1 pseudogene is annotated in these 617 nt (G+C 74.1%); it reads right to left on the bottom strand.

Annotated features, from left to right (window positions below):
- Window positions 1-617, bottom strand: a pseudogene (locus ACJA3G_RS38235) (cytochrome P450); the annotation flags it as partial.

Genomic DNA, 617 nt, shown 5'->3' with positions numbered 1-617 from the left:
GTGGTGGCGTGGGTGGTGGAGATGGCGTCGTCGCCGGTGTTGCCTTCCGTGTCGTGGACGGCGATGAGGGCGGAGACGAGGTCGGGGCCGGGGGCGCGGCGGCGCTCCCGGATCAGCTCGCGCAGATAGGCGGAGAACTCGACGGACGCCCGGACCGCGCGGGCGGCGGTCTCCTCGTCCGGGTTGAGCTCGTACATCCCGCAGATGTCGGCCGACCAGGGCCGCAGCAGATGCCGGTCGGCCTCGGGGATGCCGAGCATCTCGGCGATCACGGCCACGGGGAGGGGTTCGGCCACCTCCGCGAGCAGGTCCCCGCCGCCGGCCGCGACGAAGTCGCCCACGAGCCGGCGGGCGATCCGCTCGACGACGGGCCCCAGCTCCGCGACCCGCCCGGGCGTGAACGCCTTCGCCACGAGGCGCCGGATACGGGTGTGGTCCGGGGCTTCGAGGTCGAGGATGCCGTGGTCGTTGAGGGTGTGGAACGGCTCGTGGGCGGGGGGCGGGGGCGTACGGCCGAACTCCTCGTGGGTGAAGCGGTGGAGGTAGGTGCGGCCGAGGCGGCGGTCCCGGAGGAGCGCGGAGACGTCGGCGTGGTGCGGGATGAGCCACTGGTGGGT

The sequence above is a fragment of the Streptomyces sp. YS-3 genome (genome assembly GCF_045257485.1).
Taxonomy (GTDB): Bacteria; Actinomycetota; Actinomycetes; order Streptomycetales; family Streptomycetaceae; genus Streptomyces.
The sequence above is the reverse complement of the archived record's forward strand: the minus strand, read 5'-3'. Positions and strand labels throughout refer to the sequence as shown.